30 protein-coding genes and 1 pseudogene are annotated in these 25,265 nt (G+C 45.9%); 8 read left to right on the forward strand and 23 right to left on the reverse strand.

Annotated features, from left to right (window positions below; all coding sequences use genetic code 11):
- Positions 1 to 86: 86 nt before the first annotated feature.
- Positions 87 to 512 (reverse strand): Lrp/AsnC family transcriptional regulator, encoded by a 426-nt coding sequence (locus B3S86_RS06620; protein ID WP_290750655.1) that lies wholly within the window; start codon positions 510 to 512, stop codon positions 87 to 89.
- A gap of 136 nt (positions 513 to 648) precedes the next feature.
- Between B3S86_RS06620 and B3S86_RS06625 the strand changes: the two genes are divergently transcribed.
- Complete coding sequence (locus tag B3S86_RS06625; RefSeq protein ID WP_081780359.1) at positions 649 to 807, forward strand: DUF1272 domain-containing protein; 159 nt, start codon at positions 649 to 651, stop codon at positions 805 to 807.
- Between the two features lie 35 nt (positions 808 to 842).
- Here the strand turns inward: B3S86_RS06625 and B3S86_RS06630 are convergent, their stop codons facing one another.
- Genes B3S86_RS06630 through B3S86_RS06640 form a run of 3 tightly spaced genes read right to left on the reverse strand, consistent with a single transcriptional unit; the run spans position 843 to position 1,845 of the window.
- A complete protein-coding gene (locus tag B3S86_RS06630; RefSeq protein WP_290750659.1) occupies positions 843 to 1,307 on the reverse strand; it encodes a DUF4188 domain-containing protein in 465 nt (154 codons plus the stop codon).
- 1 nt (position 1,308) lies between these two features.
- Entirely contained in the window at positions 1,309 to 1,500 is a 192-nt protein-coding gene (locus B3S86_RS06635) for a hypothetical protein (RefSeq protein ID WP_290753229.1), read from the reverse strand.
- A gap of 3 nt (positions 1,501 to 1,503) precedes the next feature.
- On the reverse strand, positions 1,504 to 1,845 hold the full coding sequence (locus tag B3S86_RS06640; RefSeq protein WP_290750661.1) for a PadR family transcriptional regulator: 342 nt from the start codon (positions 1,843 to 1,845) through the stop codon (positions 1,504 to 1,506).
- A gap of 148 nt (positions 1,846 to 1,993) precedes the next feature.
- On the opposite strand from B3S86_RS06640, the gene B3S86_RS06645 reads away from it, so the two are divergent.
- Complete coding sequence (locus tag B3S86_RS06645; protein ID WP_290750664.1) at positions 1,994 to 2,266, forward strand: hypothetical protein; 273 nt, start codon at positions 1,994 to 1,996, stop codon at positions 2,264 to 2,266.
- A 5-nt stretch (positions 2,267 to 2,271) separates the two neighbouring features.
- Here B3S86_RS06645 and B3S86_RS06650 read toward each other — a convergent pair.
- Positions 2,272 to 2,757 (reverse strand): annotated as a pseudogene (locus B3S86_RS06650) (histidine phosphatase family protein); the annotation flags it as partial.
- Positions 2,758 to 2,825: 68 nt separating this feature from the next.
- Positions 2,826 to 3,488: a Type 1 glutamine amidotransferase-like domain-containing protein gene (locus B3S86_RS06655; RefSeq protein WP_290750669.1), complete on the reverse strand. Its 663-nt coding sequence runs from the start codon at positions 3,486 to 3,488 to the stop codon at positions 2,826 to 2,828.
- A 154-nt stretch (positions 3,489 to 3,642) separates the two neighbouring features.
- Between B3S86_RS06655 and B3S86_RS06660 the strand changes: the two genes are divergently transcribed.
- From B3S86_RS06660 to B3S86_RS06675, 4 genes are all read left to right on the forward strand, one after another.
- The gene (locus tag B3S86_RS06660) at positions 3,643 to 4,350 is read left to right on the forward strand and encodes a hypothetical protein (protein ID WP_290750672.1); all 708 of its coding nucleotides are present in this window, start codon (positions 3,643 to 3,645) and stop codon (positions 4,348 to 4,350) included.
- Positions 4,351 to 4,360: 10 nt separating this feature from the next.
- On the forward strand, positions 4,361 to 5,065 hold the full coding sequence (locus B3S86_RS06665; protein ID WP_023468433.1) for an ABC transporter ATP-binding protein: 705 nt from the start codon (positions 4,361 to 4,363) through the stop codon (positions 5,063 to 5,065).
- A gap of 105 nt (positions 5,066 to 5,170) precedes the next feature.
- Complete coding sequence (locus B3S86_RS06670; protein ID WP_290750675.1) at positions 5,171 to 5,518, forward strand: hypothetical protein; 348 nt, start codon at positions 5,171 to 5,173, stop codon at positions 5,516 to 5,518.
- Complete coding sequence (locus tag B3S86_RS06675; protein WP_223040385.1) at positions 5,499 to 5,717, forward strand: helix-turn-helix domain-containing protein; 219 nt, start codon at positions 5,499 to 5,501, stop codon at positions 5,715 to 5,717. The genes B3S86_RS06670 and B3S86_RS06675 overlap by 20 nt, the downstream gene beginning before the upstream one ends.
- Here B3S86_RS06675 and B3S86_RS06680 read toward each other — a convergent pair.
- The 3 genes from B3S86_RS06680 to B3S86_RS06690 form a co-directional block, all read right to left on the reverse strand.
- Positions 5,692 to 6,102, reverse strand: coding sequence for an SRPBCC family protein (locus tag B3S86_RS06680; RefSeq protein WP_290750681.1), 411 nt, complete (start codon positions 6,100 to 6,102; stop codon positions 5,692 to 5,694). The two genes, B3S86_RS06675 and B3S86_RS06680, sit on opposite strands and share 26 nt — an antisense overlap.
- Positions 6,103 to 6,188: 86 nt before the next feature.
- Positions 6,189 to 6,407, reverse strand: a complete 219-nt coding sequence (locus B3S86_RS06685) for a hypothetical protein (RefSeq protein WP_290750684.1) — start codon at positions 6,405 to 6,407, stop codon at positions 6,189 to 6,191.
- Positions 6,404 to 7,690, reverse strand: a complete 1,287-nt coding sequence (locus tag B3S86_RS06690) for a right-handed parallel beta-helix repeat-containing protein (RefSeq protein ID WP_290750687.1) — start codon at positions 7,688 to 7,690, stop codon at positions 6,404 to 6,406. Before B3S86_RS06690 ends, B3S86_RS06685 begins: the two co-directional genes overlap by 4 nt.
- A 117-nt stretch (positions 7,691 to 7,807) precedes the next feature.
- Between B3S86_RS06690 and B3S86_RS06695 the strand changes: the two genes are divergently transcribed.
- A complete protein-coding gene (locus B3S86_RS06695; RefSeq protein ID WP_290750690.1) occupies positions 7,808 to 8,386 on the forward strand; it encodes a hypothetical protein in 579 nt (192 codons plus the stop codon).
- Positions 8,387 to 8,422: 36 nt separating this feature from the next.
- Here the strand turns inward: B3S86_RS06695 and B3S86_RS06700 are convergent, their stop codons facing one another.
- Positions 8,423 to 9,037, reverse strand: coding sequence for a histidine phosphatase family protein (locus tag B3S86_RS06700; protein WP_023468438.1), 615 nt, complete (start codon positions 9,035 to 9,037; stop codon positions 8,423 to 8,425).
- A gap of 144 nt (positions 9,038 to 9,181) precedes the next feature.
- Here B3S86_RS06700 and B3S86_RS06705 point away from each other — a divergent pair, with 144 nt between their 5' ends.
- The gene (locus B3S86_RS06705; RefSeq protein ID WP_290750693.1) at positions 9,182 to 10,069 is read left to right on the forward strand and encodes an alpha/beta hydrolase; all 888 of its coding nucleotides are present in this window, start codon (positions 9,182 to 9,184) and stop codon (positions 10,067 to 10,069) included.
- A 70-nt stretch (positions 10,070 to 10,139) separates the two neighbouring features.
- Here B3S86_RS06705 and B3S86_RS06710 read toward each other — a convergent pair whose 3' ends face one another.
- From B3S86_RS06710 to B3S86_RS06770, 13 genes are all read right to left on the reverse strand, one after another.
- Positions 10,140 to 11,540 (reverse strand): MFS transporter, encoded by a 1,401-nt coding sequence (locus tag B3S86_RS06710; RefSeq protein WP_290750697.1) that lies wholly within the window; start codon positions 11,538 to 11,540, stop codon positions 10,140 to 10,142.
- A 199-nt stretch (positions 11,541 to 11,739) separates the two neighbouring features.
- Complete coding sequence (locus B3S86_RS06715) at positions 11,740 to 12,429, reverse strand: hypothetical protein (RefSeq protein ID WP_290750700.1); 690 nt, start codon at positions 12,427 to 12,429, stop codon at positions 11,740 to 11,742.
- Between the two features lie 20 nt (positions 12,430 to 12,449).
- On the reverse strand, positions 12,450 to 12,980 hold the full coding sequence (locus B3S86_RS06720) for a nucleotidyltransferase family protein (protein ID WP_290750703.1): 531 nt from the start codon (positions 12,978 to 12,980) through the stop codon (positions 12,450 to 12,452).
- Entirely contained in the window at positions 12,970 to 13,956 is a 987-nt protein-coding gene (locus B3S86_RS06725; protein WP_290750707.1) for a quinone oxidoreductase family protein, read from the reverse strand. Before B3S86_RS06725 ends, B3S86_RS06720 begins: the two co-directional genes overlap by 11 nt.
- Positions 13,957 to 14,053: 97 nt before the next feature.
- Positions 14,054 to 14,977: a DMT family transporter gene (locus tag B3S86_RS06730; RefSeq protein WP_290750710.1), complete on the reverse strand. Its 924-nt coding sequence runs from the start codon at positions 14,975 to 14,977 to the stop codon at positions 14,054 to 14,056.
- Between the two features lie 105 nt (positions 14,978 to 15,082).
- Positions 15,083 to 15,553 carry a hypothetical protein gene (locus tag B3S86_RS06735; protein ID WP_214729392.1) on the reverse strand — a complete coding sequence of 157 codons (471 nt, stop codon included), beginning with the start codon at positions 15,551 to 15,553 and terminating at the stop codon, positions 15,083 to 15,085.
- 31 nt (positions 15,554 to 15,584) lie between these two features.
- The gene (locus tag B3S86_RS06740) at positions 15,585 to 15,902 is read right to left on the reverse strand and encodes a hypothetical protein (protein ID WP_290750715.1); all 318 of its coding nucleotides are present in this window, start codon (positions 15,900 to 15,902) and stop codon (positions 15,585 to 15,587) included.
- A gap of 29 nt (positions 15,903 to 15,931) precedes the next feature.
- Complete coding sequence (locus B3S86_RS06745; protein ID WP_290750718.1) at positions 15,932 to 18,376, reverse strand: ABC transporter permease; 2,445 nt, start codon at positions 18,374 to 18,376, stop codon at positions 15,932 to 15,934.
- The gene (locus B3S86_RS06750; RefSeq protein ID WP_414651169.1) at positions 18,373 to 19,119 is read right to left on the reverse strand and encodes an ABC transporter ATP-binding protein; all 747 of its coding nucleotides are present in this window, start codon (positions 19,117 to 19,119) and stop codon (positions 18,373 to 18,375) included. Before B3S86_RS06750 ends, B3S86_RS06745 begins: the two co-directional genes overlap by 4 nt.
- Before the next feature lie 482 nt (positions 19,120 to 19,601).
- The gene (locus tag B3S86_RS06755; protein ID WP_290750725.1) at positions 19,602 to 21,662 is read right to left on the reverse strand and encodes a beta-galactosidase; all 2,061 of its coding nucleotides are present in this window, start codon (positions 21,660 to 21,662) and stop codon (positions 19,602 to 19,604) included.
- A 37-nt stretch (positions 21,663 to 21,699) separates the two neighbouring features.
- On the reverse strand, positions 21,700 to 22,515 hold the full coding sequence (locus tag B3S86_RS06760; RefSeq protein ID WP_290753232.1) for a sugar ABC transporter permease: 816 nt from the start codon (positions 22,513 to 22,515) through the stop codon (positions 21,700 to 21,702).
- Between the two features lie 38 nt (positions 22,516 to 22,553).
- Positions 22,554 to 23,810, reverse strand: coding sequence for a carbohydrate ABC transporter permease (locus B3S86_RS06765; RefSeq protein ID WP_214729384.1), 1,257 nt, complete (start codon positions 23,808 to 23,810; stop codon positions 22,554 to 22,556).
- A 75-nt stretch (positions 23,811 to 23,885) separates the two neighbouring features.
- A complete protein-coding gene (locus B3S86_RS06770; RefSeq protein ID WP_290750730.1) occupies positions 23,886 to 25,154 on the reverse strand; it encodes a sugar ABC transporter substrate-binding protein in 1,269 nt (422 codons plus the stop codon).
- Positions 25,155 to 25,265 lie beyond the last annotated feature (111 nt).

Genomic DNA, 25,265 nt, shown 5'->3' on the forward strand with positions numbered 1-25,265 from the left:
CCGTCGATGTCCCCCTTGCTCATCGAGTTTTTCGACGTCCTCGATTGTTCCCGTCATTTGCTCGATGCTTAGACGGGTCTCCTCCGTCATACCGTATATCCCGTGAACGGAACCGGTGTCGACAATCGAATCCAAGTCGATGGTTTACCAAAGACAGATGCGTCATCGAGAAAACGTTCTAGTGTTGCAACAGACTCCGTTTGCAACTTGACCATGAAGTTATAGCTACCGGTCAGTCGGTGACACTCGACGACTTCCGGATGCCCTTTGCAAAATTCAATCAAACCCGCACACCGCGTCTCTTCAAACATGACGATCGCGAGTAACCCTTGTGCGAGTGCTTCTGGATTAATGACAGCGCGAAATCCTTCGATGATTCCCGCGTCCTCCATTTTTCGGACCCGTTCGATGACGGCTGGAGCTGATAATCCGATCTGACGTCCGAGTTCCGACCATGGGATTCGGGCATCGTTCTGCAATATCCGAACGATTTGTTGATCAATCTGGTCCATATTCCATCCTCCTTCTGATTCAAAACCACTTTCTTCAAATTAACATGGAATCAAAGGAAAATATAGCCTTTTACTTTGTTTTGCTGCTGTGTTCATCGAGTAGTATTTCTTATACTACTAATAGGAGGTGATACGCATGGAACCAACCTGTGTCCGGTGCCAAGAAACAATTGAAACGACGGTCTATCAATGTTCACATGCTTGTACGTTTTGCGAACCGTGTACAAAAACACTCGATCATATTTGCCAAAACTGTGGGGAGCTGCTCGAACCCGCCACGCCAGTCACTACATAAAAAGACGGATGCCTCGGCACCCGTCTTTTGTCTATTCAGATCGTCTCTTGTGATTGCCGCTCGGCTAAGCGCCCTTTCGCTTGTTCTTGATGCGATCTGATCGCCGACTCGCCAAGTGCTTTTGCAAGCCCCCGGGTCGGAAGATTGACATACATCGACTCATAATTGCTGACTTCGAACGTCTCGTGAAAGATCCCGACCGCTTCTGATGCCCGTACCTTCTGATTGAATCGTTTCCACGCCGTCAAATGGCGCGAACCATGGGCATATGCCATCAACTCTTCCGTTGAACGCCAATACTGGATCAACGTCAAGGAACGCCAACCGACAAGCGATTCATGCGAAATCAGTCCGACATCGTTCGCATAACACTCTTGCAGCATCGGTCCCATCGCTTGGACCGTCGGTAACCATTGTCGGACAGAACGTAGGCGATTGATCCGTAACCCGATGATGAACACGACGACGTCTTTGTTCGGAGTCGCAATGATCCGTTTCATGTCAATTTCCTCCTTCAATGGCCTCAAGGGAAGCGTCACACCAGTCGAGTAACGCACGTGTCTTCCGAATGCCATAATCAAGCGTCAGCAACCAATAAACGGCGTCGTTTGAGTCAGGATAAGAACGAATCATCGCATCAATTGCTTGATACGTCTCGAGCCGCTCTTCGAGCAAGCGTGCATGCTCCTGAATCTTCTACATCGTGACGTCTTTTGAAACATGGCGGGCAAAATAAAGCTTCAACAATAAGTCGTTTCGTTGCACCGGCAGCTCGACGGATGGTTCAGCGACCCAACGCTCGAGCTCCACATGTCCGTTTTCCGTCAGGGCGAATTGTTTTCGTTCCCCATCCGTGACCTCTTCCACGATTAATCCTTCCGCTTCTAACCGTTTCAGCGTCGGGTATACTTGTTCGAAGCTGATTTTCCAAAAGTGGTTCAAGCTCGTATCAATCGTATGCTTCATCTCATAACCAGACGTACATCCGCTTGCAAGAAGTCCGAGAATCGCATAACGGGTCATGTTTTCTTTTGGCATCGGTCCCTCCTATATCTAAAAAATACTATCTTTTAGATATAGTTCTCGTTCATTCAAAAGAAAAACTGGAAATTTACTGGTGAGAGCAGGATTTTGTGTCTGTGATTCGAATTCCTTGTTTACAGACTTAACTAAAAGGAGTTCTCACATGACATATGCTAAAGCCTCTATCTTCTTCAGTCTACTCGGCTTGTTCATTGCTTATATGATTTTCCCACCGATTAACTGGCCATTCGGTCCAAACTCGATGATTACGATTCCGATCGGACTTGCCATTTATCTGTTCGGAATCGGTCTCGGGATCGTCGCCTTCAGACGACGGGAGCCCGGGATTCTTAAATATGTCAGTCTCGCCTGTGCCATTCCGCTTGGTGTGTTACTACTGCTCTTTCTCGGTTTCATCTTCAGTGGGCAGATTTAATCATTTTACAATAGTTGTTCATGAGACGTTTTCCCGCCTGTATCGAATGTCAGCTGATGGATTGCTGGACTCCCCATCGCGCCCAGCCACTCATTTGCCGGTCGTTCAGTGTAGTGTTCGAGCACTAACGCCAACACGAGACCATGCGTCGCGACGACCACTCGGTGGTGCGGGTGGGTTTTACGTAGCTGATCGATGACTGTTAGAGCACGATTACGTGCTATTTGATTCGACTCTCCACCACTTTGCGCGTAATCATCATTTTGAAATGATCGCTTCAACAGTTCTTCTAACCGTTCAGGCGATAAACGTTCGTCTGTTTCCTGAAAACGCCGTTCCTGAAACGCTGCCTCGTAGATTCGCAAACCTCGTTGCTCAGCAAGCGGGCGAACGGAATCCATCGCCCGTCGCATTGGACTCGAATAAATGGCGTCAATCGTTATCGTTCTAAAGAACACCACTAGTTTCTGCGCTTGCTGTTGACCTGCATCGGTTAAACCTCGTTCACGATCACTCCCCGTTTTGACCGATTCACAATGTCAGACGAAATAAATCGTTGTCATTGCAATTTGACCCAATTTCCTTCAGATATCACTTCGACGTTTGAACCGATGACACGGATCGCTGTCGCGTCGTCGATCGCGTACGCTGGATTCGTCAGCCTCTTTGCCCACTCTTTTGCTGCTTGCATATGATTATCTGGTAACTGCGGGTGATCGAGATGCGGGAAGATCGAAAAATCAACGAGACCGAGTGTTGCGTCCGATTGCTCCGGGGTCTTTTGCCATTCGACGAACTCCGTTCCGATACGGGGAGTGAGCACCATGCTACCGGCACTCATCCCGACATAAACACCGGTCAGTTGCGGTAATAGTCGATCAAAGCCCGATTCGACGAACCAGTGATGTAGAAATAGCGGATCCCCACCATTGACGAGGATGACATCCGCTTGTTCGACCGCTGGTTGCCAAATTTCTGGATCAACCACTGAAACCGCTGATAATTCCAACAGACCGACTGACTTCCATCCTACATCGACCATTGGTGCCTCATCTTTTCCTTGAATGAAGTTGACAGCGAGGTCCATCCCCCTTTTTAGTGCGTAAGACGCTGTCGTGATTGCAATTGCATGACATTCTTCAATCGGTTTTCCGAGCATCTCCAGTAACGCTTGATGAATCGATGCATTTTGTATCCCACCTGAAGTTAATAGATACTTCATCATGACACCTCCTGTTCTTTGCTTCAGTTTACAATATTTAAGCGTTTTTGATATGCTTACTTTTATTAACAAATCACTTTTATTAAGGAACTTTTATCCAATTTTATTCGTATAAAAATAGACAGCATCATATTTTTATGAACGGGAGGCACATATGTATTCGATTCCTAGCTACTTCATACTTTACTTAAAAATCATGCTGACGGATAAGATTCCGGTCTTTTGGTCGTTGATCTTCCCATTGATTCTCGCGTTCGTCTTCGAATCACGACTCGACTTCACCGAGAACAGTTTCCTCTCGTTCCTCGCGCTCTTTTGGGGCTATATCTTGCTCTCGATTTACGTCAACGGTATCGGACTTCAACTTGCCCGGATGCGGGAGCATGGTTTGATGAAGACGTATATCATGATTTCCGGTAGCAAGATCGGTTGTATTCTCGCACTCGTTCTCGTTCAGCTCGTGTTTGCAGCCGTTAGTTTGACGGTCTTTACGACAGTCCTGATGCTCGTATTCGGCCTCTTCTCACCTTTGACGTTGTTACTCGCTTATCTCGTCTTGGTGCTCAGCATCCCGCTTGCCTTCGCGAGCATCGCTTTGACGATGCTGCCGGCAAAGATTTCGAGTATGTCGACATTAATCAACATCGTCATGTATCCTCTGTTCTTGTTCGCGAATAGCCAACCGGATCGCTGGTACAGTTACTTGAATCCTTTTTATGTCATGAAAACACTTGGTCTCGCTGTCTCTGAGCACGTTACGGGAGCATCGTTCCTTATTTTGACCGTCGTACTCGTCGTTTATCTGTTACTTGGTCTATTCTCTGTCAAACGTTTTAATCTCATGTCATTACTGACCCGATAGGAGGATTCAGATGCACGTTCAACACGTACGCTTCAACTATCCGAAATCACCTGATCTGTTACACGATGTCTCCTTTTCGCTTGTTCCCGGGAAACTGAACGTCTTGATCGGGATGAACGGTGCCGGGAAAACGACACTGTTTGATTGCATGACCGGTGCCTTACCGATCACGTCCGGAGAACTGGACTTACCCGATATCTCGGACATTCTCTATTTGACGCAATTCATCTATTACTCGGATGAATTAAAGGGCAAGGATGTCGCCGTCTTCGTCGGTCGGCTCGCTCGTTTGAAAGCATATCGCAAACAAGAAACCTATACGCGTCATCTGAAACAGCCACGAGAGCTCGATTTATTCGCTCATCTGTGGGAGATGAAAATCGGTAAGATGTCCGCTGGCGAAAAGAAATGGTTGTTCGTCACCCTATTGACGACAGTACCACGTTCGCTCTACATCTTTGACGAGCCGACGAGCGGGGTCGACCCGGCTACACGGCTTCATATCATGCGACGCTTCGAGCAGATGACAGCAAACGGTCAAACGTGCCTCTTCTCGACGCATCAATTACACGATCTATTGCATACCGATGCCCATGTCATCTTCCTTCATCAAGGTCGTATTTTGTACGAAGGCGACTTTAAGGATTGGTTGAACCGATTCGAGACGACGGATCCGGACGTCGCGTTCGTCCAAATGCTTGAACTAGCAGGGTAACGTTAACCACCTCTCTTTTGGAGGTGGTTTTTTTGTAATATTTGAAATGTAGGTTTTCGAAAAACATGTACAGGATATACACATTATAAGAAAGGAGGTCGTCCGATGAACTTCATTTCCGGTCAAGCATTTATCACGATGATGGATTCACTTTTCAACGAAGAGGAATGGAATCGACACGTCTTATACATCACTGCGAATTCAGCAACGATCCACTTACAAAAACGATCTACCACCATTCTCTCGCAGCCTTTGGAATATCAGATTTCGTTTCTCGTGCATTTACCAACGCTAGAAAAACGACTGATCGTCAAAACGAATCAACAGGAGACGCATCAATTTTTCTTTGATCCAATGGCTTCCACCGATTGTATGTGCACTAGTTTAATGCCGTGGACGAATCCAGGGCGATTCAATGAGGAGGAAAACGTTCATGTCCACCAACACTCTTGAACAACGCATGAATGCCGTCCTCGATTGTTTGGCGGCCGCAAAGGACTACCAACGCATCGCCGGACGGCATGATGTGTCGTATCAACAATTGTATAACTGGGTCCGGCGCTATGAGAGCGGCGGTATTCCTGCCCTGACGGATCGCCGTGGTCGGAAGTTACGAAGCGAACGATTTACTTCGACTCAGCATACGCCTTGAACCGATCAAGGATCGCCTGCCAGCCCGCTTGTTGCATCTCAGGCGGGTTGATTGTTTCGGCATCAAACGATTCGACGACTTCGGTCTGTTCCCCGTTTCGAGTGAAGTCGATCGTCACCTGACGACCATCCTCGAGGACATACGCAATGCGTTCATAAGGAACGATTGCTTCATATGTACCTGTGAAATCAAATCCCATGCTACCGTCTTTTGCTTCCATTCGATTCGTGAATTGACCACCGACCGTCAAATCATTCGTTGACGCCGTCGTATGCCAATCGTCAGACGCTGCGTTCCAGCGTTTGATGTCTTCCGGTGCGTTCCAGATCTCCCACACCGTCTCGACTGGACGGTCAATCACAGCTTGAATCGTTAGTTTCGTCATCTTTTTTCCTCCTTACTAATTGAAGTTCCCTCCCTATTTCGAGGACGATTAAATGAATTCCTTGTTATTTTCGATTAATTCAGGTGTTAATTTGAACGCTTTGTTTTCCATACCATGAACAATAGAATCGCCGGAATGAGACAGATGATTGCATCGGTAACGGTCGGCAGTCGTAACGCGGGACTTGTTAAAAACCGAACGCCTTCAACCGTCCAAATCGTTAACATACAGGCGGTCAATGCTGCAAGCCGCCAGCGTTTCGGAACCCGGATCCAGTAAGCGAGGAGTCGCTCCGATAACTTCATCTTCCTTCCACCTTTCGGACCGCTTTCAGAAAGCTTTTTTCCGTTTTATAGGAGGCGTCGCGCCACATGAAACGTTTTGTATGCTTGAACGTATTTTTCTCAAACTGATTTCCCGAACTCGTCTTGAAGTAATGGGCGACACTTAACGTACCATCGAATGTGTTTTTGATGATCTTGTTGTCATGGACATCATGCTGGACGAGCAATTGACCACCCTCGAGCCCTTTCGTATCATTCCCGATCAGCTGATTTTGCTCGATCCGAACACGTTTTGTACCGCCTCGCTTCGTGTCATACCCACCAATCGCAATTCCGGTGTAGACATTTTGCCGTACATCATTCTGGCGGAGGATGACATCTTCTGCGTACCGTCCGGCATGTTCACTCGTCACTTCAATCCCGATATCACTCGCTTCGACGAGATTTTTCTCAATCGTCAAATTCTTCCCACCATCGACATAGATACCGGCTGCGCTGTATTCCTTCCCGTAAGCAGGATTGCCGTAGCTCGACGTCCGGTAGACACGATTTTCCGACACGACGCCCTCACGGACGTAGTCGTCTTTTTTCGACTGAGCAATCCCTTCGTGTCCGATCAAATCAATACCGATGTTGTCGTTATCCCGTACGACGTTCTTCGTCACCCGGAAATGTTTGACGTTCCCGTTTAAGACGAGGGCTTCACTGAAACCGAGACGATTCTGCTCGACTCGGTTGCCGGTGATCGTCAGGTGACGAATCGCTCTCGTTCCGTAGACGGCGATGCCGTGTGCATTTCCGTCTTTCGCGAGCGTCTTGATGTGGCGAACCGTATTATCCTTCAACGTGATGTGTGATCCTGATCCCGTGACCAAAATGCCGATCGGTGTCGCGTCCGACCGTTTCGACTGAACGGCTTCGATCGTCAGTCCTTGGATTGTCACATATTTTTGATCCTTAATCTGGATGATCGGTAAGGTTGCGTCTCGATCTTTAATGTTTTCCCCATTTAAGACGACTCGTTCTTGTTTATAATTCCGAAAGACGATTGGATGTTGTTTCGTTCCACTTTGCCTAACGTTCAGCTTCTCGTGATACGTTCCTTTTCGCAAGTAGACTGTCGTACCCGCAGTCGCTTTTAGTGTCGCCTGTCGGATCGTTTTAAACGGATGCTTCAACGTGCCGGTATTTTTATCACTGCCGTTCGGTGCGACGTATAACGATTTTGCCGTCGATTCGGCCTCTTCCCCTGTCGATGTACAACCGACGAGCAGGACGGTTGCTAATAACCATTTGCCTTTCATGATTTCCTCCTTTATTTAGCAAGAACATTGTTGGTATAATCTAGGTATCATTTCTAATTTTTTGAATATTTCAATTTCATCCCGATTCACTATGACTATGGAAAAGAGGAACACGTCATGAAATACGCGCTCTTATTCACCCTTCCCTTCTTGCTTGCTGGTTGCACAACGGAAGCAACCGTCCTTCCAAAAGAGACCGTCAAGATCAAGAAGTCTTCCTTTTCGATCACACCCTCTACCGCAAAGGACGAGTCGCAGCAACAGCGGACATTTTTCTTAACTGGTGCACTCGATCGCCCGCTCGAGCTCAAAGCGGTCCAATTTGACGATACAGAACCACCAAAGGTGCTGATCGACAAATCGATTCCTGCCGGTACATATGATCGCACACCGTTCCAATTGACGTATGATTTGAACCTGCTCAACGATTCGCATGCCTTCACCTATTCGCTTGATACGAAGAATGGTATTCCTGAGACGAAAACGGTCTATACCTTACCTCAAAACGTCCAGACTGACAGCGGTCAATTCAATGATCAGAAACAGACGAATGCTTCGTTCTATCCCTTACTCCTCAAACGCTATACGACAGGAGAATCGATCATCGGTCGCTCGATCGACACGTTATCCTCTCCTCACCTAAAGGTCAGAAAACAAGAAGGCGCAATTTTGATCTATTTGATGAAATCACGATAAGGAGAACGGCGGACCGAGAAAAAGTCCGCCGTTTTTTTAGTCCGCTATGACATGCGACATGTCAGCTTCTAATCGAATCACGGCTTCCCCATCCCTGTATTCGACGATCGTCAAACTCGTTCCATGAATGAACGGCGGATCCCATAATGTCGCGAACGGCTTACGTTGAAGATATGTCAGCAAGATGTTAAGGAAGATGCCGTGGGTGACGATTAAGATGTTTTCGTCTTCTTCATGGTCTGCCAGTCGTTCCAAAAACGATAGGATGCGCTCGCGGACCGCGTCAAAGGATTCTCCACTCTCCGGTATGTAGGTATGCGGCGTTTGCCAAAATGCAGCATGAGCAAGCGGATGCGCGACTTCAATTTCCGCCGCCGTCCGTCCTTCCCAGGTTCCCATGTGCATTTCACGCAATCGATCGTCGATGGTGACTGGAATCGCTGGATCAAGATCCATCATTCGAACTGTTTCTCGGACGCGACCAATCGGACTGATATAGAGATGATCCAGATGAATTTCACGTAAGCGGTGACCAAGGTCCCGCGCATTCTGTCTGCCCTTTGCTGTCAAGGGAGAGTCTTCCCAGCCTTGCATTCGTTTTTCTAAGTTCCATTCCGTCTCGCCATGACGCGTAATGTAAAGTGTTGGCATCTGTTCCATCCTTTCGATTTCTAGTTTCTTTCAAAAGTGTATCAAACTCTGGCTGCTTTTTCCTGCAACTAGAGAAAACGAATCCAGAAGAGAAATTCACCAATCCGTTCGGTATGATGAAGATAGACCTAAAGGAGGAATTCGATGAATCGCCAAGAGATGATTGACCTTGCCAAACAAATCCGCTCAGATGAGGAACGTCCTCAAGTCACACCTCCTCATCCACCGCAAGCGACCACGACTACGCTACAAGTGCCGACTTCAGTCGGAGATATCCGAGTGTTGCGCCACTCACCGATTGATGCAGTAGAACCGTTACCTGGATTCATCAGTTTCCATGGTGGTGGTTTCATCACCGGAACGCCAGAGATGGATGAACCATGGAATCTGTTTCTCGCTGAAACCGCCAACTGTCATGTTCTCAATGTCGAGTACCCGTTAGCACCGGAGCATCCGTTTCCTGTTCCGGTCCACGTCACCTTCGAAGTCGTTCAATGGATTTTCCAACATGCTGAGACGCTACATCTCGATGCGCCGCGCATTGCGATCGGAGGGCATAGTGCCGGCGGGAATCTTGCGACTGCCATATCGTTATGGAACGCCGAGCAGACACATCCGGTTCCGCTCATCGCTCAAATCCTTGACTACCCTCCACTCGATCTCGCAACGGACCCAGCGGACAAACCGTTCTTCGAAGAAGCGATACCAGCTGAACTGGCACGTCAGTTCAATGCGATGTACATCGCTCGCGCGGAAGACGCGTACCATCATCTCGCTTCACCACTTTATGCGGCTCAACTCGAAGCATTACCGCAGACGCTCGTCCTGACGGCGGAGCTCGACTCGCTGGCGCAGGAAGCGCGGCAGTATGCGAAACGTCTTCAAGCGGCAGGTGTCGCTGTGGAGCACCAGGAATTCGCCGGTCAAGCTCATGCCTTTACACACCACGGTGACATCGACGCGGCGCTTCAGGCGTGGCAACGGATTGCTGATTTTCTTAGACATGTCTTTCAGTCCGCTAAACGTTCGTAACGTTGCATCACAAATTCATGAAAAGCAACAGTCCCTCACTCCGTCGAGTAAAGGACTGTTCGTATTATCGTCATTCTTTTTTGTCGTCTTCTTTCCACCACAGCGCATCTTCCGGATTTTTTGCGACTTCATGTACTTCCTGTTCCGAAGCAACCGTCGGATGTGATCCTTTGAGCGCCTTACCTGCTGTGTTCTCAAAGAAAAAGAAGAAAGTGATGAAGCCAATGACGCTGACGGCTGTCAGGTAATAGGCTGGAGCGAGTGGATCTTCTGTCGTGTGCACAAGCCAGGTCGAGACGAGTGGGGTCGTCCCACCAAAGATCGACACTGCGATATTAAAGGTAACGGAAAGCGTCCGGTACCGCACATCTGAATAAAAAATACTTGGCAACAGACTTGGCATTGTTCCCTCGAAAATTGACAAAAAGAAACCAATAACGAAGATCCCGATGCCGACGAATAACAACCAGTCTTGCCCGATTAGGAAGAATGAGAGGATCGATGTTAAGGCTAACCCCGTCAATCCAAGCAGTACCAATCGTCGATTGCCGCGTCGATCGCTCAAGCGACCGAACGAGAAAGCGAGCGGAATCATGATGATCATGACACCGGTGATTAACATCGTACTCGTTGCACTCGGTAGACCGATGATTTCATCCAGATAAGACGGCATATAGGATAACAACATATAGTTCGTGATGTTATAGAAAGCAACGGCGATAAAGCAGACGATGATGTCTTTCCGGTGTTCTTGGATGATCGTCCGAAACGTCGCTTGTTCCTGTTCACTCTCATCGATCTCATTCTCGAAAATCGGTGACTCATCCAAGTGTCGCCGAAGATAAAGACCAAATAATCCGAGTGGTGCGCCTAAGATGAAGGGAATACGCCATCCCCAAGATGACATTTGATCGTCTGATAGAGAGACGAACAAGATCGTCGCTAACACGGAAGCAAGAATATACCCAGCTAATGTTCCAATTTCAAGACCACTACCGTACGCGCTCCGGTGTTTATCGGGTGAAGACTCGGCGATATAGACCATCGCACCAGCATATTCACCACCAGTCGAAAAGCCTTGCAAGATCCTTGCCAACAGTAAAAGAATCGGTGCCCAGACACCGATTTGATCGTAAGTCGGCAGCAGACCAATCAACAAGGTCGAAAATGCCATCATGACGATCGTCGTCGTCAAGACGACTTTTCGTCCCAGACGATCGCCCATTCGTCCAAAGATCAATCCGCCGAGTGGTCGCATCAAAAAGGCGATCGCAAACGTCGCAAACGTAAAGACCAGCTTCAGTTCATCATTTTCTACACCACTAAAGAAATTTTGACTGATGATGACGGCGAGGTAGGAGTACAACCCAAAATCAAACCATTCCATCGCATTGCCGATTCCGGTCGCATAGACACTCTTTTTCGTTTGCGCCGGATCAACGACATTGACATGTTCCCTTCTGAATCGCATGAAGTTCTCACTTCCTTTTCTATGAATGCGTTACGATTAACAACTCACCTCACCTGTACGACCATCGATCGTTTCATTATTTTCAACATATGATTGCATGATTAAGATTCCCGCTATGCTTCACAGATAAACGCCCCTCGACCTCAACCATGTACAATTTCCAACTGGGTCCTAAAAAAAAAGATCCACCGTGGCGGATCTAAAAGTCATCGGATAGCTCCGAAATCGGACTGTCTGGAGATGCCGTGATGAGTCGAAGCAGAACTTTTTCTGGTCGATCACTGACGATCCACATCACGTCCGTTCCGTTTTGGTAGGCAAGATTGAGCTGTTTCCCTTGCTTTTGAATATGTACTTTCAACCCGTTGATTGTGCGTGTTCGTTCTCCGAATCGTGTTGGAATCTGCTCACTTTTCAGTCGTGTCTCAATCACCGTGTAATGACGACTCGTGATAAGTTTCGTCGTCATTTTTTTCTTGTTTCCTTCCCACGCTAGACTCCCTTCGATCGACTCGCCTTTCGTGGATTGATCCCGAATGAGATCCATCGAACTGCTTAACATCCAGTTCGACTTTTTTTCGTAGATCATCATCGAATCATATTGCCCTTCAACCACGCTTGCTAGCAGTAGACTATAGTCGCCGAATCGCGCGTTCACTCGGAAATCGTCTTTCTTTAAGGTATAGGTTGACTTGTCACTCAAGTCATACTTAAATTGATGCTCGGCCGTCTCTGCAGCAGTCGGATAGGATCCACCATCGAACAAACTCGTGCCATCCACTTGAACTTTTTCTTTCACCTCGACACTCTTTTCCGGTGCGCATCCGCTGATAAAAAGAAGTCCTAATAAGAATAGAGTGATCTGTTTTATAGGTTTGATTCGTTTCATGGCATAAGCTCCTTCCTGTTTCATATACAAATATGTAGACCTGTGTTGTCTTGCCATCTTTTTTCGATCACCCGTCGCTGAAAAATCAAATGACGCTCGGTATCGATTTGAAAATGGGGTGTCGGGCGAATGATTCGATCCCTAAAGTCACCTGCCCCGTACGGAAGATAGAGTTCAAAGTCCGGTCGTCTCGTCACGCCGATTGCTGTGACGGTCTCAGGAAACTGTGAAATCGCATCCTTTGCGGACTGATAAGGTGGTAATCCATTGACGAGATGCATTCGCGTTTGATTTTTAACAGACCACGGCAAATCCAATAATTTTCGTAACTGTTCTTCATGACGTTTTTCCGTGGCTTCCGAAAGATCAGTAGGATCGAAATAGACGATATCGATGTCCGATGTCGCCTGTCGTTCAACGTTCCAAATTTTCGAACGTAAGACACCGGCACAGATCCACCAATCAGGCAAGTGGAGTGTCGCTACCAACGCTAGCATCTCTTGTAACTCATGATCGTTTCGTAATCGATGTTCAATTTCTTTATGATCCACACTCATCTCCTCCGATTCGTAGAACTATTTTCCCTTGATACTGTCGGGATTCCATCAACTGATGTGCCTCTTGCACTTCTGATAGTTGAAACTCGTGAATCATCGGCATCTTCAATTTCTTATTTTCGAGTAGAAGCAGGATATGGGATGCAGCCCGTTTAATCCGATTTGGATCCAATTGACGCGTCGTTCCAAGGCTAAATCCACGAATCGTCCGGCAACTGGCATGGACATCAGTCGTCGAGAGTTCACCTGCTGATCCGCTACTGTTACCAAATTGTACGAGTGTCCCGTAATTAGCGAGACAATAAAGACTTTTTCGCGTTACGTGACCTGCGACAGAATCAAAAATGACATCTGCTCCCTTCCCATTCGTCAACAAAAGGACGTTTTCGGCAAAATCATCATATGTGAATACATGTTCCACACCAAACGATTGTACGTATTTTATTTTCTCAAGATTTCCTACTGTTGCGATGAGTTGCTTCACACCTCTATGTAACGCAAGCTGAATCAATGCAGTGCCTACTCCACCTGCTACACTATGAATAATGATTGTGTCCGTCGGCTTCACTTGACCAATTTCAGTCAATAACATCTCGCTCAGAATTCCTACTGTAGTAAATAAGATTGCTTCCCGCAACGAGATCGATAGTGGGACTCGATATACGAGTCGCTCGTCCGCTCGAACGATTTCGGCATATGATCCGGTTTTTGCAAATGCCATGACACGATCGCCTATTTGAAATGCCGAATTTGGGTTAGAAGCTATTACAATGCCGGTTACGTCTAAACCAAGTACGACCGGAAATGTACCCGTTGCTTTTCCTCCTAGGCGTTGTTTTATATCAGCAAAATTCACACCCGCCCAAGCAACTCGAATCAAGACCTCTCCAGGGTTAAGTACTGAATCCAAACATTCATCTTGTTGAAGCACGTTAGCCTCTCCGTATGTATGTTGTATGATACGTCTCATCTTATTCCTCCTTATCACCCTTTCATTTTACCTCATATTTCCATTTAACAACATAAAAATAGACATCTGCAACCGACGGATTGCAGATGTCTTTGATTTACAGCCGAATCAATACGATACCTCCAAGCATGACAAGCAGACTGACGATTTGAACACCCGTGACCGGTTGTTTCTTTGCACCGAACCAGCCGAAACGATCAATCAACAGACTGCCAGTCAGTAAACCAATCGTGACGATCACGACAGCGAGACCTGTACCGACGAGCGGAACGATGAAGGCATTGCCGGCAACGAATAATGCACCAATCAATCCACCGATCCAAATCCAGGCGGGGAATGGTTGCGAGCGATCAATTTGCCACTTCGTTCGTAAAATCAGATTCAGCAACAACAAAGCGATCGTTCCGATGACGAACGAAATCAAGGCACCTTTCACAGCTGAACCGAGAACACTTCCAAGATGACCATTGATAGCCGTTTGAGCAGCACCCAACGTACCAGTCAGAATCCCGAACACACGCCAGAGAAACAACGATTTTTCTGTTGATGCCATCTGTTGCTTGTGGCGCCGTGCTAAATAGTCACCGAGCGCGACCGTTCCGACGACACCGAGTAACACAAGCGTTGCACCGATGATCCGCGTTAACGAAAGTGTCGTGACGTTCGCTTCAAACAATCCGAAATGATCAATCAACAGTCCCATGATGACCTGACCAAAAATCGGCATGATGACCGTTTGGACGCCTCCGAGTCGCGGAAACAACAAGATGTTCCCGGTCAAATAGATGACACCGAGTACCCCTCCAGCCCAGATCCAGTACGGTTCATCGGCAGCAGCTGTGAGACCTGTGAGGTTCCCGTCGAACAGCAACACAAGAATTAATAAGAATAATGAGCCAATCGAAAAGGAAATCAGCGAAGCGAGGAATGGCGAACCGACGACGCCCCGCAATCGCGTATTGACACTCGTTTGAACCGGTACGAGCAAACCGATGATAAATCCAATGATGATTGCAAGCATACGAGGACCTCCTTATTCATGTGCCCTTTCATCATACGGCAGTCTCGCACGCTGAAGCGACCGGAATGCTCAAAAAGGAGCCGGTTCAACGACCGGCTCCACGAATTAAATCTTTTTCCACGACTTCGGATGCGTCCGCAATTCCTTCTTCGTCGGATGCTCGACATCGAGACGTTTTCCGTTTCGTTCAAGTAGCATATCTGATACGAGCAAAGCGATAGCAAACACGACGTAGACGGCAAAACTTAGGAAAAATGGTAAATCGAATACGATTAGTATTGGAAAGAATAATCCCATTAAAATGACGAACAGAAAATCCGTTACATACTGCCATTGAATGATTTTCTTCATCTGTGGTTCTATCGTTAAAGCCATATCACGTTCGACTTCTTGCGAGTGGATCCGCGCAATCCAGACTAGTGCTACAAATAATAAAAATAGTGGCCAGTACATGTCCCGATTGGCGACGACCAACAGGATGCTAAAGCCGTACAGTAACGAGCTGTACAAACGTGATTTAGCGAGTTGACGTTTTTCTTCTTGAATGAACGCGATACGTTCGGCTTTCGTTTTCATTTAAATCCCCCAACTGATTCAACGTACCTGTTTAATCTGATCGAACGGTTCGTGATCGACCGATGTATTCGACCTTATTCTGAAATACGCGGTACATCCGGTATTCTCCAGTCGGTGCCGATTTCAATTGAACGGCAATCTGGTGACGTCGTGATTTTGATGATTCGGACGCTACGAAATAAGGTTTGACTGACGCGATATTGTCGCGCCCGAACTGCTTCGTTACGTGCCGAACGACTTGCACTTCAACAATCTGCTCATAGGTTGCATCCCGTTCATCTGCGATCATCCACCAACCAACACCGCCAATCACTATAAGTAATAAAATCGCCCCGATCGTTTTTCGCAATTCGATCCCCCCGGTTCACTTGCCCATACTTATTGTTTCAATTCGTGAACGAGGTTTTCCTGCTTCCGTCGGGTGACGAACCAAGCGATGGCTAGGACAAGCACCACCAAACCGGCAATAGTTCCAGCAATCGTCGGGACGTTGAGATAGAATGATCCTGTATCATCAATCCGTGTCACGAAGATTGTCGCACCAAGACCACTGATCAGTCCAAAGATGATGCCGCTCCCAATGAACAAGAGCATTTGAATGAGTGTCAATTGACGCAGCCTGTTTCGAGTCAGCGCAATCGTTCGTAGCAAGGCATACTCGCCTCGTTTTCCACTCACGAAACTGAGTAAGGCGTTTGCAAGTCCGAACCAGACGGATCCACTCATGACGACAAGCGCAATGATGAAGACGAACCAACGTTCCGTCGTTTGTTGCTCCGCATCATGAAGCGCGTCAGATAGTCGATTCATTTGCAATGTCGGATAACTTTGCGTGATCTCTGATAATTTTTTTGTCACTTGCGCCTTCTTTAACTCGGATGGAACGTCGATAAAGACATTCAAGATGTGATCACTTGGTTGCCGTAGCTCCTCATTCCGCCAATCCACGAGGATGTCTGGTGCTATCTTCTTTTCGATTCCAACGATTCGGAATTGACCGAGCGAAACGCTTCGCTCTTGTTCCCCATCCCATCGGCCGAGCGGCAACGTATCGCCTTTTTGGAGACTATGTTTTTTAGCGAAGGTACGTGAGATGATGATTCCGTCTGTGTCACTCGTCTGTTCTCCCTCTAAGACGTCAAGACGACGATAGTCCGTCACTTCGTACTCGATTGAGACATCTTCCTGAAGCAACTGGTATTCAAAGGAGCTTCGAGACGATAGGAAGGTCGCTTTTGCGCCAGGTAACTCGGTTTCAATCCGTCGAATCAATTGTAGCGGGTCTCCTTGCGATCCTTCATCTAAACGACTCTTTAAGACGACCTCCGTCGGATATTGGCTGATGATGTACTTCCGCTCGTTTTGTTGCACCGTCTCAAGGAACGTCGATCCGATGACGACGATGATCATTAAGACTTGAACGATCAGCATCAACCAGGCATTTTTCCGAAGTTGCGGCAACACGCCCCGGAAGGCGACGAAACTCGTCGGTCCCGCTAACCGACGAACGATCGGTTCCGCTCGATGGAGCACTCCTTTCAAGAGGAGCGGCGTCGCGAGATACATCGTCAGTAAAAAAGCGACGGTCGCACCGAGCCAGGCGATCGCCCGTGACCCACCCGTACTGGCAATCACTTCAGCGAATAATACTAAGCTGCCGGTCAATCCACTGCTGAACAGGACGAGACGTTTTCGCCGGGTCGGTCGTGACGCCGTTTTCAGATTTTCTCGCAAAACGTGGAGTGGTAACACATCCCGTTTTCGATAAGCCGTACTCGCGAGCAACAGCAGAATTAACAAGGCACTACCGAACGTTACGAGCATCAAGAACGCTCCCTGATCAATCATGAGGGAGACGATCATTTTACCCTCTGTCGGCCATACGAGTTGACCAAGTAACGGTAAGCAAATACTGCCTAGAATCGTAAGCATCATTCCGGCTAAGACAATCAACCCAGATTGAACGAAGAACAGCTGGAACAGTTGTCGTGTTGTCGCTCCAAGCGTCCGCATGATCGCAAATTGGACAGCATGTTTGCGTAAATACAAGTCGAAGTTCGCCATCAAGATGAAGCCGGAGACGACAAGGATCAGTACTGAAAAGATTCCGATGTAGCCGTTCAGCGCCGGTGAGAGCGCTTGCCCCTCCGCAAGTTCAACCCGGAGCTTCGGATTCGCTTTGACGAGTGTATCGGCATAGTGGACGAAATCCACCTCTTTTTTTAGATTGAGCAAGACGGCTTTCGTTTCGATCGGATGATACTTCTTCAGATCAGCATACGAAAGCAAGACTTGATCGTGCGAAGCTTCAGATGTTTTTGTATTTGGTAAAATCTCACGGATTCGATACATCGCTTCTCCAACGCGAAGCGTTTGTCCGACACTACGATCAAGCGACGTCGCGAGTCGAGCTGACACGATCGCTTCTCCCTGTTTCAAATCGTTCGTGAAATGATACCGACTTTTCGCCAGGGCATCCGAATGAACTCCTATCGTCTCCACGTCGGCCATCGTTTGACCAGCGACGCGCGCTGTCGTCTGTAAGATCGACTCTGCGTCCAAGACATCGTGATCCTTTTTAAGTTGCTCAAACACGGACTGATCCGCCTGCTCATCTTCAGGTGTATATTTGACCGTCAGATCGACTTGACCGTATCTTTGTTCACGATCCGCTTCGATTGCGGCTTGATTATGTAGTAAAAAAATGACCATCGTTAAGACGAGACCAATCGAAATCATGACGCTTCCGATTGAGGTCAATAGAATCATCGGACTTTTACGGTACAGTCGGTGAGAAAGACGGAAGAGATGTTGTCGTTTCATACAGCCCCCACGAACTGCTCGTATGTTTCTAAGATCGGTGCCACGTCTCCGGTCGACAGCTGATCGGCGACGATCTGTCCATCATGGAAATACAGTACACGTTTCGCATGAGCAGCTACGGTCGCATCATGGGTCACGAGCAGGATGCTCGTCTGTTGTTCGCGATTGAGTTCTTGAAGCAATTGCATGATTTCAGCAGATGTCTTGAAATCGAGGTTACCCGTCGGCTCATCCGCTAAGATGATCGGTGGTCGACTGATCAAGGCACGTGCGATTGCGACACGTTGTTGCTGTCCACCCGACAGCTCTTGCGGTCGATGATTGTTCCATTTCGTCAGTCCGACTCGTTTGAGCCAAATCTCTACCTCTTGATTGATCGTTTTGTCATCCATCCCCTTCAACATCAATGGTAAGGCGATGTTCTCCTGGACCGTCAAATCATCGAGCAGGTGAAATGATTGAAAGATGAACCCAATGTGTTGCTGACGGTATAACGTCGCAGCAGGTTCAGTGAAGATGTCGCGTTGCCGTTTTTCTTTTAAGGTCAACGTTCCACTAGTTGGTGTGTCAAGTGCCCCTACTATATTCAATAGTGTACTTTTTCCGGAGCCACTTGTTCCCATGATGGCGATGAAACCACCTTCTTCTAACGTGAAGGAGATTTGTTTTAATGCCTCGACCGTTTCTGTTCCCCGCGTATAGGTTTTTGATAATCGTTCTATTTCTAATAAACTGTCCACCAAGATCCCTCCAGCAACATGATATCATTATAATAACCAATATAAGTATTTTTTAGAAGTAAATACATAAAAAGCTGTTATACGCAAATTATCATGGGAATAAAAGGAATTGTACTCATTTGAACGAGCTAGTCCTAATAAGGAAAAAGCAAACATACAAATTAGAAAGTAAGTGAATAGATGATTATTACGTTAGATCACTACATTCAAGAACAGAAGGTTTACTCGAAATAAAAAACACGAACATCGAACACTCTTAGTTGTTCAAGGCAGTTTGGAATTCGATCAACTCGAAATCAAGTCAAAGACAATTTAAGCCGATTGACTATTACTTCGTAAACTCGAAAGGACCTCCTTACCGAATGATAAGGAGGTCCTACGTTTTTTCAATTTCGATAACGATTCACAACACAGTCTCGTTTTCTGAGTTTATTTTATACAATCCCTTCCACCAGATATCCACAATACACTTTCAAACAACATTGTTATTCGGCGCTACACTTCACAATTCTTACTTCGTACGGTTGTAGTAACACAGTTCTGATGAGTCGTTCTCCCGTCAAATAGTCTTCGACTGGTTTTTTTAGTTCAATCGTTTTGCGTTCTTCCGAAAAATTCATGATAAATCCGTAGATAGACGACGCATCGATTCTCACCTGCACCGAGACACCTTCTGGATGTTCAATCTGAAGAGGCGATAGCAAATTCAACGAAGAGATGATTTCTGCATAAAAATCGTTTTGGAATCGCTCCTCCAACCTTCCACCAATGTACCAAGCGACGCCCTCTCCGTGATTATTCCGCGTCACTGCCGCTGTGTCAGCATAAAAGTCTTCTGTATAAACTCCAACTGTTTCAGCTGTCACTACTTTCAAGACTGTCGCATAATCCTTTAGTTCATATGTCTTATCGCGGAACTTCACTCCATTTTTATCCATTGGGTATAGCGTATCGTTTTCAACTGGCTCGATTCCGAACATCGTTTTTAACTCACTTGGCCATCCACCAAAATAAGTTAAGTCAGATTCATCAACTAGCCCGGTCAAATACGTCGATATGAGAGTCCCACCTTGCGCGACGAATCGATTTAACCGTTCGATTGTCTCTTGACTGACTAAATAAAGCATCGGAACGATCAACAGTTTGTAACCATCAAAATCTTGTTCTTTTGTAATGACATCTACCGGAATATCACGCTCGTAAAACGCCCGGTAATGTTCTTGGAGTGTTTGGGGATAACGCTTCGTGTCATTCGAAAATCCTTGCGCATCGTCAAATGCCCAGTTGTTCTCCCAGTCGTATAAAATCGCAACTTCGGCTGGACGATGTGTACCAACGACTTCATCTAAATGTTCTAACAAACGACCGACTTCTGCAACTTCTTGAAAGACACGATTTTCAGAACTTCCATCATGATCGACGACTGCCCCATGAAATTTTTCAGATGACCCTCGAGATTTACGCCACTGGAAGTAAAGTACGCTATCCGAACCATGGGCAATCATTTGCATCGAAGATAACAAATGCATTCCTGGTCGTTTAGCTTTATTGACAGGATGCCAATTAACGGCACTCGGCGTCGATTCCATTAACAAGAACGGTTGTTGTTTTAGATTACGAAATAGATCGTTAATAAATCCGACCTTCATCGCCAAACGACTCGTTGACTCCCTGTCGTTATGCCAAGCTGGATACGCATCCCAGCTCACGACATCAACATATTTCGCGAACTGACTGTAATCAAGCGACTGGAAGGGAATCAAGTCATCCGTATCTGCCATGAAATTAGTAGTCACCGGTATATTTGGAGTCACTTCACGTAATGGTTGAATTTCATTTTGATAGAAATCAATTGTTTGATCTGTTACAAAACGACGCCAGTCTAAATTTAAACCGTGGACCATACTTTCGCCGATTGGAGACGGCGATTCAATCTGCGACCATGCGTTGAACGTATGGCTCCAAAATGCTCCCCACCAAGCGGCGTTCAGTCGATCAAGTGTTTTATATTTTTCTTGTAACCAGACACGAAAAGCGGATTGGCATTGATCACAATGACACTCTCCCCCGTATTCATTCGAGATATGCCACATCAATAATGCCGGATGTTTCCCATAACGATTCGCCAATAGTCGATTGATGTGTTGCGTTTTTTGCCGATAAACACGCGAACTGAAACAATGATTATGACGTCCGCCATGAAGCTGTCGAACCCGTCGTTCATCGACGCGCAATACTTCAGGATATGCTTGCGATAACCATGCGGGTCTCGCTCCACTCGGTGTCGCTAAAATTACATTTCCACCATTTTGATGAATGTCATCTATGATTCGATCCAACCACTCGAACGTGTAAACCCCCTCTTCCGGCTCTAATGCACTCCAGGCAAAAATGCCGATGGAGTACGTATTCGTATGAGCGAGACGCATCAATTCGATATCTTGGCGTAAGACATGCGGAACATCCAACCATTGATCTGGATTATAGTCTCCACCATGGAGCATTCGCCTAGCAGACGTTACATAAGATTTACCTGATTTCTCCATAGATATTCCTCTCCTAAAAAAAACTGATTTCTATCTATTACCCTTTTGTTCCACCAGCCGTCAAACCGGCTACGAAATGCTTCTGGAGCAGAACGAAGACGACAGCGATCGGAATACTAATCAAAATCGCACCTGCTGCAAATGTCGTATAACTTGCTCCCATCGCTTCATTCACTAAGTTAAATAGACCGATGGGTAATGTATAGGATTCTTGTGTTCGAAGTATCGTCGATGCCAAAACAAAGTCTCCAAGTGGTCCGGTGAACCCATTCATCGCAATGACCGCTAACATTGGTCGACATAATGGCATGATGATTTGAAGGAATATTCTTGTATTACTTGCACCATCCAACTTTGCACTTTCATCTAAGTCTAATGGAATTGAGTCCATATAACCCTTCATCAAGTACGTATTCATCGGAATTTGCCCGCCTATGTACAATAAAATTAACAACCAATGGCTGTTCATCATCCCTAGAATTTGCGCTAGTACGAACAAGGCTATGAGCGCCGAAAACTGAGGAATCATTTGAAGTAACAAAAATAACATCAATGCTTTATCACGTCCTTTGAAACGAAAACGAGAAAAAGCATATGCAGTGAAAGAGACACTAACGACAGTTCCGATCATTGTAAACACACTGATTTTCAATGAGTTCATGTACCACTGGCTATATTGAAGGCTTTCTTTTCCAGCAAATAATTCACGGTAGTGATCAAAGGTAGGGTTTTTCGGAATGAGCGATGTACTGACCAAACTATTTCCTGGATTAAAACTCGCACCTATCGTCCAAAGAAGTGGATAAAAGATGACGACAGACACGACCAACAAAATGACATAGGTGATGGTCATACGAATGAAACGTAGTCTTTTTATATTCGACACTAGCGTCACGCTCCTTCCTTAAACGAATTTGTTCGTCTAAACTGCCAAAGCGCAATTGTAATGACAAAAATCGATAGTAAAATCGTTAAAGCCGCGGCTAGTGCATATTGACCTGATTGCATCGTCAATTTGTAAATCCAAGATACGAGAATATCGGTCCCTCCTGCATTTGATCCAGGTACAGACGGACCACCACCATTGAACAGATAAATGATATTGAAGTTGTTGAAATTAAATGTAAATTGAGTAATGATGATTGGCGACATCGCAAGTAATACCATCGGCATCGTGATGAAGCGGAATTTTGCAAAGAATGAAGCGCCATCGATTGTCGCCGCTTCATATAAATCTTCAGGAATCGATTGCAAGACTCCTGTCGTGACAAGAAACACATAGGGAAAGCCTAACCACCCTTGCATGAATACGAGTGCCACCCTTGTCCACTTTTCGTTCGTCAGCCAAGGTATAGCGTCGATGCCAAAAAATGCGAGGACATCGTTGTTAATTGAACCAAAACTATCATTGAATAGTCCCGCGAATACTAGAATCGTCACGAATCCTGGAACTGCCCAAGGAAGGACGAATATTGTTCGAATGACTTTTTTAAAACGAACTTCTTTCTGGTTGACAAGAACCGCTAAAAATATCCCGACTGAAATTTGTAAGGTCGATGCGACTAATGTCCAAACAATCGTCCATGACAACACATCAAAGAATGTCGATCGCCATATATCGACTGTGAATATTTGAACAAATGTAGAAAAACCGACCCAATCAGCTAATTTTGCTGGTGGAGAATGATAAAGATCATAGTTCGTGAAGGCTAAAGCAAAACTAAATAAAATCGGAAAAATAACCGCAAAAATCAAGAGAAACAATGCTGGACTACTTACTAAATAAGGGTATCCTTGTCCAATCAGGTTCAAGTAATCTGATTTGAATGAACTTATATGTAATCCATCGTCTCTTTTTTGTCCTGTTCGATATGCATCTCGAAGATTATAAAAATATAGGGCAAGACCGAACATCAATACAATAATAGCGATGATACCTTGTGCTAGTAAGAATATAGAGTTGTCTCGCGGCACTTCCGTACCAAGCGTCACGATACCCCACAACCCCATATTCAACAAGTCAGCGAACGCAATTAAAAATGCAATACTTACCGTAAATAACAACACGCCTTTAATCCACTGACGATGATACAATTGCCCGAGTCCGGGAATCACTGACAAAAGCATACCTATTCTACGATGTTGCACGCCTTTCACCTCTTCACAAATTATTTAGCAACAGACTGCATCAATGGGCTAACCGACGGATCGGAGTCATCCTTCTCATTTTGAGCTGTGCTTCGCTTTAATTTGTCCTTCAATGGTATCAACGGCTTGAGTCATCGCCTGTTTCGGTTCAGCTTTTCCTGTTGCGATAGTTTGAAGGGCTGCATCGACTGGTTTCCAAACTTCATTCATTTCTGGGATATTCGGTGTCAACTCAGCGAATTTTGATTGTTCTGCCACGGCTTGAGCTGCTGGACTTTTTGTAACGATCGGGTCATTCGCCAATGCACTGATGGCAGGTACTTCTTTAGTGATTTCGAAGCGTTTTTTTGAATTTTCTTCGTTCGTTAAATAGAGCGCTAATTTTTCAGTAAGCTCTGCGTGTTTTGAATAGCTACTAACGTTATAACTTTTTACACCTAAAAATGAACTCATATTTTTCCCATTTTCAAGCTCAGGAAGTTTGGCGACCCCAAAATCGATGCCCGCTTTCTCAAATGGTCCAACATTCCATGGACCAGAGATGATAGCTGCTGCCTTTCCTTCCATAAACAGTGATTCCAAAACGTTAATCCCTTGTTCACCAATAATTCCCGACGGAAACAGCTTCTCCTTGTAGAATTTTTGAATGTGGTTTGCTCCTTCGATTGCGCCAGCATTCGCTAAACCGATGTCTTTTGTGTCGTATACTCCACTTTCCGAACGCTTGAATATGTAACTGCCATATCCACTCATGACACTCTGCGCATAATAAACTTGGTCAAACAATGCTAAAAAACCGAACGACTTTTCAGTTTTCATCTTTTTCGACAATGTATACCAATCTTCTATCGTTTTAGGTAACGCTTTATCTGAGACTAATTTCTTGTTGTAATATAGAATCGTCGTCTCCACAGCTTTAGGCACGCCGTAAATTTTGCCCTTTACGATTTGTGAATCAAGTGCAACATCCGTATATTGAGACTGGACTTCTTTCGGAACCTTTATTTCTTTTATGATTCCTTCCGTTACTGCCGTTCCGATTTGGTCTCCAGGCATCGTCAATAAATCGGGACCTGTTCCGGCAGGTCCGTCCAACCGGAGATCTTCAATTTGTTTTGCGTACGGTTTTTCAACAACTTTGATGTTAACATCATTCTCTTTTTCAAATCGTTTCACAGCAGACTTGATTCCTTCGCTTTTTTCGATATCTTCCCAAACAATCAATTTGATTTTTCCATTTTGAGTCTCTGTATTTTTTGCTTCATCTTGCGGACCACACGCAGCTAACGACATACTCAATACAAAACCACTAAGCACAGCAGAATATTTTAATTGTTTTTTCATAAAAAAACCAAACCTCCTTAGAGAATTGTAAAACACAAATGAAAGCGCTTTAACAAATAAAATATAACACTCTAAAAAGATTTAGTAAATAATTTTAGTAAAAATTTTACT

Origin of the sequence: Exiguobacterium sp. UBA3968 (assembly GCF_002385115.1) — a bacterium.
In the GTDB taxonomy this organism is placed as follows: Bacteria; Bacillota; Bacilli; order Exiguobacteriales; family Exiguobacteriaceae; genus Exiguobacterium_A.